This is a genomic window from Pseudoalteromonas sp. PPB1 (assembly GCF_015356275.1).
In the GTDB taxonomy this organism is placed as follows: Bacteria; Pseudomonadota; Gammaproteobacteria; order Enterobacterales; family Alteromonadaceae; genus Pseudoalteromonas; species Pseudoalteromonas rubra_D.
In genome coordinates, this window is sequence record NZ_JACEQV010000001.1 from 519,324 (window position 1) to 526,779 (window position 7,456).

The following is a 7,456-nucleotide window of genomic DNA, read 5'->3' on the forward strand; positions in this document are numbered from 1 at the left end:
GCACTTTTTATCGACAAGTACCTAGCCCTGTGAACATACGCAGGCCTCCAACACCGCAATTATTTTTTCCAAGCCACACCTCTGTCATGTGCGTTCTATACCCCATGTACTAAACTGACAATTAGGTTCCAAACTAAGGATAGCGTCATGCAACATCAGGCTAAACACATTCTTGTCGTTGACGATTCACAGGCGATATTGATAGTCATGAAAGCCATACTGGCAGAGCTGGAAGTAGACTATGTAACCACCGTAGACAGTGCACCTCAAGCGCTGGAGCTGGTTCGGCAAACCCCTTTGCACTATGATGCGGTTTTTACCGATCTCAACATGCCTGACATGGACGGTATGGAGCTGATCCGCAAGCTCGGCGAACTGAGATATCCCGGCGGGATTGTCATTATCTCAGAGATGGAAACCCGGGTGATGGATCTGGCTGCAAACCTGGCCAGACAACATAACACCCACCTGATAGGCAATATCTCTAAACCTGTACAACTCAATGACGTAGACAGGCTCCTGAAGAAGCTGGATAGTTTTATTGGCAACGATGAGTCAGAAGAGTCTTGTGTTACAGAGGATCAACTGCTGTATGCGATCAGTAATAACGAAATCACGCCCTTTTATCAGCCCAAAGTCCACCGTGGCAGCAAGAAGATCAAAAGTGTCGAGGTATTAGCGCGCATTGTTTCTCAGCAGTATGGTGAAACCCTACTCCCCCATCGATTTATCGGGGTGGCTCAGGATCTGGACTTGATTAATCTGGTTACTTTTCAGCTGTTTGAAAAAGCCACTAAAGAGTTTCAAAAGCTCAGAGCCGAACTCAATTACCCCTTTAAGCTCGCTTTTAACTTGTCACCTGTGCAACTCAATGACAGTGGCTGTCCTGACAAGCTGGCTCTGATCCTCGAACTCAACCGTCTGGAACCCAAGGAAGTGATTATAGAGATCACCGAAAACCAGCCTATTGTCAGTAGCTTGCAACTTGAAACCATCAACAGGTTAAGGTTAAGAGGTTTCGACCTCTCTCTAGATGACTTCGGAACCGGGTTTACTAACCTGCAGCAATTAAAAAGCTTGCCCTTTACTGAAATTAAACTGGATCGCTCGCTCATCACCTATATAGAGTGCGACCGTTTTTCTCAGGTGCTGGTCGACAGCCTGATTGATATTGCACAAAATCAACAAATGGACATTGTTGCTGAAGGCATCGAGCGCATTGAAGAATTGCAATATCTGGAGAAATATAAATACAGCTTGCTGATGCAAGGCTATCTGATCAGTCGGCCTAAAGCCTTACCCGAGTTTATTCGCTGGATCCACTCATGGCAGAGAATGATAAATTCAAACCCATAGGGAGATTGTGAGTTAGTCTCAGGTGCGGATGAGAAGCGTACAGTATATGTTATAGTATACGTCTAATTTACCCACAATAGGCGCAAACTATGAAGTTAAAATCGGTCGCTGTGCTGCTGTTGTCTGCATTGAGCACATCACTCAGTGCTGCTCCAATCAACAAGCAGGATATTCAATTTATTGGCCCTCTGGGTCAGGCCAGCACAATTAAGCCCTATAATACGGCACATCAACAAACCATAATCGCTAACCTGGTCCCGAGCTTGTCGGGTTCAGAGAAAACCGTGTCTATGCTGGGTGTTGACGCCAAGTGGCAGCCACTGTCTCAGTTAAATGCACTGACTATGGGCGGGCTACAGGCAATGAAAATGGAGTTTTCAGTCAACCGTTTCGTGCAGGGTGAACTGGTGCTGGATGGCATAGAAAAGGCACATATTTTCGTCAATGGTGAACGCCATTCTGACAAGATGTCCTCAACACTCAATTTACCCACCGGCGATCATCAGGTCATCATTGTAGCTGAGCAAGTCGCTGACTGGAAAAAAGTCTCTGTGGCATTCAATGGCAAAACAGACCACGATCAACTGTTGTTTACTGACAAAACAACCAAAGCGCTGTCTGCCAAACAGTTATTCGATGCCCCAGTCGTCAGTGCTGTTTCCGTCTCACCGGATGCTGAGCATTATGTCACGACACAAAAGCACTATCAGGCGAATCGCGGTAATCAGGCACTGACTCAAACCACGGTATTCAATGACGATGATAAAGCCATATTCACGCTTGAAGGGGTTAACGCCAGTTCTTTGGCCTGGCGTCAGGATGGCGAACAGCTGGTTTACAGCCAGCACGGCCAACTGAAAACGCTGGATCTCACGACCCTGACATCCCGGGTGATCGCAGAGGATCTTAAAGGCGCCAGTGAGTTTGCTTATTTTAATGATACCAGCCTGATATTTAGCTGGTCTAAATCGCCAGCTAAAGACACATCTTTGGTGAAGCATTATCAGGGCCTGGAAGATCGCTGGTCCTATGCGCGTACCAACACACAAATTTATTTGCTGGATATTAAAACCGGCATGATCCAGGCACTCACTGAAGGCAAACAAAGCCATACGCTCGAAGATCACGATGCCAAAAGCAATCGTATTCTTACCAGCCGTGCAGTGCAGGATTATGCCGCTCCCCCCCATATGTTAACCGAGCTGGTTGAATTCAACCTGACACAGGGCACTGAAACTGTGCTCGGTCAGTACCGCACATTCAATGAAGCCAAATATGGAGCGAAGGGGATCTATGCTGTGGCTGGTCCAGATTTCAAAAATGGCCTCGGCAGAGCGGTTGAAAAAGATCAGCTCACCAATAACTACGATGGCCAGTTATACTGGTTAGATCAGCAAGGCGCCCAGGCAAAAGCGCTAAGTAAAGCCTTTAACCCCGCGATCGGCAGTATAAACGTACTCAGTAACGGCGATGTCATTGCGAAGGTGACGGATGAAGATCGTCAGCAACTGTATCTCTACGATGTCAGCAAAGATCGCTACACGCGTTTGAAAACTGGCTTAGATGTGGTTGAGCGCTTCAGTATTGCTGATAACCGTAAACCAGCACTACTCGTCGCCGGTACACAAGCTTCTGCACCACAACAACTCAAACAGGTTAACATCTATAAGAATCGCGCTCGCACTTTGTGGGACTCAGCCCCACTTGCTTATAGCAACAGCGAGATTGCTAAACTGGAAGAATTTAACTTCACCAATAGTCAGGGCACAGAAATCAAAGGCCGGGTATACCTGCCCCACAACCTGGATAAATCCAAACAGTATCCAGCCTTAATTTACTATTACGGCGGCACTTCACCAGTTTCCAGGGCCTTTACAGGACGTTACCCATTTAATCTGTGGGCTGCTAACGGCTATGTGGTTTATGTCTTGCAACCAACAGGGGCGACTGGTTTTGGTCAACGCTTCTCGGCTCAGCATGTCAATGCCTGGGGTGAGCAAACTGCCGATGACATTATCAAAGGCACCAAAGCCTTCCTGACCGAATATCCCTATGTTGATAAAAATCGTTTGGGTAACCTGGGCGCTTCTTATGGCGGCTTCATGACCATGTTACTGACAACGAAAACAGATATGTTCAGTGCATCGATTTCGCATGCTGGTATCTCTAATATTACGTCATACTGGGGACAAGGGTGGTGGGGTTACCTCTATTCGGGTGAAGCGTCAAAGCACAGCTTCCCCTGGAATAACGCCAAATTGTACTCGCAGCACAGCCCTGTCTTTAATGCCGATAAAGTAACAACACCACTGCTGCTGTTACACGGCGATGCCGATGTCAATGTACCAGTCGGAGAGAGTCACACTATGTATACCGCACTGAAGCTACTTGGCCAGGATGTTGAACTGATTGAAATTAAGGGCGCGGATCATCAGATATTTGCTCGCGACCGACGTTTTCAGTGGTGGGACACTATGCTCGCCTATTTTGACAAACACCTGAAAGATCAACCTCAATGGTGGCAACACCTATACGGTAAATAAAATCATGGGCAGCACTTAGGTGCTGCCTTTTTTAAAAAAAGCCATTCAACTGTATGATATTTCAGAATTAGCACATTTTTATTCACTTCTCAGGTTCATACTAAAGTTTTATTTGCATTGTTTTTTATTTGAAAATAATCAACTTACCCTTCTCAGCCCAGTTTTCTCAGTGCTAATATATAAGTGATTTATTGATAAAGTTACGGTGCTATGAACATTAACGTGCTTCTGGTGGAAGATGACGATCTACTAGCAAAAAGGATCGCAAACCATTTTGCAAATACTGAATTTCAGCTCACGCTGGATAACACCGGTGCACAAGCATTGCAACTCGTTCATAATCAAATCAATGAAGGTAACCCCTTCGACATGGCCATTGTAGATGTTGTATTACCCGCAACGGATGGTCTCAATCTTGCCAAAGAACTCAATACGCTTACCGATATCGGCGTGATCATGCTCTCCAGTCGCGACACACAAGCAGATCGCATTGCTGGTTTAGCTCAGGGCGCGGATGACTACGTCTGTAAACCCGTTGACCTGCTTGAGCTGGAACTTCGAATGCGTGCCCTGTATAAACGTATCGCTGGCAGCAAAGGGGAAGACGAATCTGAAGAATTTATCGAATATGCAGATTTTAAACTTCATCCGGATAACCGGACGCTTATTAATCCGCATGGCGACGAAGCCAGGCTCACAGAAGCGGAGCACAAGGTGCTTATTTGCCTGATTGCGAACGCCGGTAAAGCCACTTCCAGAGCCAAAATTTCAGAAGAAATAGGCCAGCCAGACTGGAGCCCCAGCGACCGAACTGTTGATGTACTTATCGGCAGACTGCGAAAAAAACTCGGCGATGAGAAAGAGCAGAAGCGCATTGTGACGGTTCGTGGCAAAGGCTATATGCTATCCACCTAATCACGCACTTAGCTGTATGTCAGCTGTCCCAATAAACGCTCAAAAGCCCGATAACTAAGTGCTTCTTTCAGGTCGGGAACCGTTATTTCCGTACGATGTGACAAGTCAGCTATCGTTCTGGCTACCTTGATGATGCGATGATAAGAGCGTGGCGAGAGGTTCAGCTTCTCCGTTGCTCGGGCAAGCAGCTGAGCAACATCGGGGGACAGCGTACAATACTGCTCAATTTCCCGGGTCGTCAACCTGGCGTTTGCTTTACCCTGGCGGCTCAACGCAATGCTAAACGCCGCCTCGACTCTGCTACGTATTTGCTCACTGGCCACTTCCGGTGTAGATGATTGCAGTTCCTGCGTGCTGAGTCTGGGTAATTCTATCTGTAAGTCTATCCGGTCGACAAAAGGGCCTGATATTTTACTTAAGTACCTCAATACCTGCTCTGGCGAAGCACGTTTATCAGTATGGCAGCCGGTAGGGCTCGGATTAAGTGCAGCGATGAGCTGAAAACAGGCGGGAAAATCAACTTGCTGTGCAGCACGCGAAATGGTCACCTGTCCCGTTTCCATCGGCTCTCTGAGAGAATCCAGCACCTTACGTTCATATTCAGGCAATTCGTCTAAGAAGAGTACCCCATTGTGCGCCAAAGATATCTCACCAGGCCGGGGATTAGACGAGCCGCCCACCAGGGCAACCGCAGAACAGGTATGGTGAGGCGCACGGAATGGCCTGCTACGCCAATTTTCCAGGCTAAGCTGCTTCCCCGTTAAAGAATACACGGCAGCCGTCTGCAACGCTTGTTCTATGCTCATATTTGGCATAATTCCCGGCATACGCTGTGCCAGCATAGATTTACCTGTGCCCGGAGGACCAAGAAACAAAATATTATGACCTCCTGCTGCGGCAATTTCGAGTGCACGCTTAGCCATAGGTTGCCCTTTAACATCACTCATATCCATCTGCGTGCTGCTGAGCGTATTAGCGGAAGAAATAGGTATACGTTCCTCTGTAAAAGGCAACGATGATTGACCACTCAGATCCAACCACAGAGCATGCAGTGTATTCGCAGCAATGCACTGCTGATACTCAACCAGCTGCGCCATGTCCAGGTTTTCTTCCGGGATATAACAGGTGTGGTGTTCATGCTTGGCAGCCATGACAACCGGGATGATGGCCGTCACAGCTCTTATCTCCCCATTGAGGGCAAGCTCACCATAAAATTCACACCCTTGTGTTGCCTGTTCATTGAGCTGCCCTGATGCAACCAGGATGCCTACTGCTATTGCCAGATCATAGCGACCGCCTTGCTTAGGCAGATCAGCCGGTGCTAAATTCACTGTGATGCGTTGTTCTGGAAAGATAAAATTCGAGTTATGCAGTGCTGAGCGCACACGCTCTTTAGATTCTTTGACCGATGTTTCCGGCAGGCCCACTATGTTAAAGCTAGGTAAGCCGTTACTCAGATGAACTTCGACCGTGACAACAGGAGACTCAATACCTACCTGAGCACGTGTGAGTATTCTTGCTAATGACATTCCTTGTCCTATGGTTAATCTTTGTAATTAAAGACGTGCAACACAATGCCCCAACGCATAGCTGCCAATCGGGCAAACAACGTGGTGGCCATCGCCAGCAACATGACAACTTCTGTTGATAAATTAAAGTCTATGAGTTGAGTATAAACTATCCCGCCCAAAATACAGGTGATAGCGTATAACTCGCCCTTAAGTAAAAGCGGAATTTCTCTGGCCAGCACATCCCGGATCACACCACCAAAGCACCCTGTCAAAACGCCCATAATCACAGCAGTTGTATCTGGCATACCAATATCCAGCGCTTTTTGGACCCCCATAACAGCAAAGAAAGCCAACCCAAATGCATCAGCAACTTGCAGATACAATGTGGGGATCTTCTTTTGCCGGTTCAGCGTCCAGATACTAACTGCTATCGCTGAAAAGATAGCGATAAAGTAGCTTGAATCATGCAACCAAAAGACCGGAACATCGAGGATCACATCTCTTATAGTCCCGCCCCCTATACCGGTAACAGTTGCCAACACAACCACACCAAATCCATCCATATGCTTACTATAGGCAATTAAGGTACCTGATATGGCAAACACCATTACACCTAACAAATCAAACCAGTGATAAAGCTCAGACATTATTTTCTAGTAAATGAGTAACATGCTTGGATACTAGCTCAGTTTTAACCAATTAAGTAGCTCAAAACAATCTGAAATATAGCGAGAATCGTGCTTTAACACGCCTTTAAACAAGTGTGATTAAAAGCCGAAGAACACTTCGTAGTTCGAAGAGATGAGCGCAAAGAGCCACATAGATGTGGGGAAGTAGCATACAATTATCGAAATGCGCGATAGAACGCAGATTCATGGATGAATTAAGTGCAAAGTACAATGACAGCGAGCAATGCGAGTACATTTATACCAATTTGCTTAATTAAGTGATCTATTTTGAGGCGAGAAAATAGGGTCGATAACAAGGCAAAAATTTTGCTATTTATACCAAATTGATTAAATTTATGATCTAATGTCAAAATCCAATTTCCATCTATGTGATAGTGATTTTGCAGCCTTCTGAATTTATTAAGCTCTCCAAACAAACTAAAGATCCAAGAAAGAAAGTGCG

The 7,456-nt window shown here is 46.4% G+C and carries 5 protein-coding genes and 1 pseudogene; 3 read left to right on the top strand and 3 right to left on the bottom strand.

Translation table 11 applies throughout. The annotated features are described in order from the left end of the window. The first annotated feature begins 147 nt into the window (after positions 1–147). The 3 genes from IY568_RS02300 (at position 148) to IY568_RS02310 (ending at position 4,814) form a co-directional block, all read left to right on the top strand. Positions 148–1,356: an EAL domain-containing protein gene (locus IY568_RS02300; RefSeq protein ID WP_049865668.1), complete on the top strand. Its 1,209-nt coding sequence runs from the start codon at positions 148–150 to the stop codon at positions 1,354–1,356. Between the two features lie 89 nt (positions 1,357–1,445). Then, positions 1,446–3,899 (top strand): alpha/beta hydrolase family protein, encoded by a 2,454-nt coding sequence (locus tag IY568_RS02305; protein WP_194866669.1) that lies wholly within the window; start codon positions 1,446–1,448, stop codon positions 3,897–3,899. Positions 3,900–4,109: 210 nt separating this feature from the next. Next, positions 4,110–4,814, top strand: a complete 705-nt coding sequence (locus IY568_RS02310; protein WP_010386686.1) for a response regulator transcription factor — start codon at positions 4,110–4,112, stop codon at positions 4,812–4,814. A gap of 8 nt (positions 4,815–4,822) precedes the next feature. Here IY568_RS02310 and IY568_RS02315 read toward each other — a convergent pair whose 3' ends face one another. The 3 genes and pseudogenes from IY568_RS02315 to IY568_RS24625 all read right to left on the bottom strand — a co-directional run. Further along, a complete protein-coding gene (locus tag IY568_RS02315) occupies positions 4,823–6,343 on the bottom strand; it encodes a YifB family Mg chelatase-like AAA ATPase (protein ID WP_194866670.1) in 1,521 nt (506 codons plus the stop codon). Between the two features lie 14 nt (positions 6,344–6,357). Further along, positions 6,358–6,972: a trimeric intracellular cation channel family protein gene (locus tag IY568_RS02320; RefSeq protein WP_010386717.1), complete on the bottom strand. Its 615-nt coding sequence runs from the start codon at positions 6,970–6,972 to the stop codon at positions 6,358–6,360. Between the two features lie 236 nt (positions 6,973–7,208). Beyond that, positions 7,209–7,456, bottom strand: a pseudogene (locus IY568_RS24625) (hypothetical protein); the annotation flags it as partial.

What these genes read in the sequence shown, in the direction of transcription:
- IY568_RS02320 (WP_010386717.1), bottom strand. Translation starts at nt 6,972, where the DNA reads ATGTCTGAGCTTTATCACTGGTTTGATTTGTTAGGTGTAATGGTGTTT.
- IY568_RS02305 (WP_194866669.1), top strand. Translation starts at nt 1,446, where the DNA reads ATGAAGTTAAAATCGGTCGCTGTGCTGCTGTTGTCTGCATTGAGCACA.
- IY568_RS02310 (WP_010386686.1), top strand. Translation starts at nt 4,110, where the DNA reads ATGAACATTAACGTGCTTCTGGTGGAAGATGACGATCTACTAGCAAAA.
- IY568_RS02315 (WP_194866670.1), bottom strand. Translation starts at nt 6,343, where the DNA reads ATGTCATTAGCAAGAATACTCACACGTGCTCAGGTAGGTATTGAGTCT.
- IY568_RS02300 (WP_049865668.1), top strand. Translation starts at nt 148, where the DNA reads ATGCAACATCAGGCTAAACACATTCTTGTCGTTGACGATTCACAGGCG.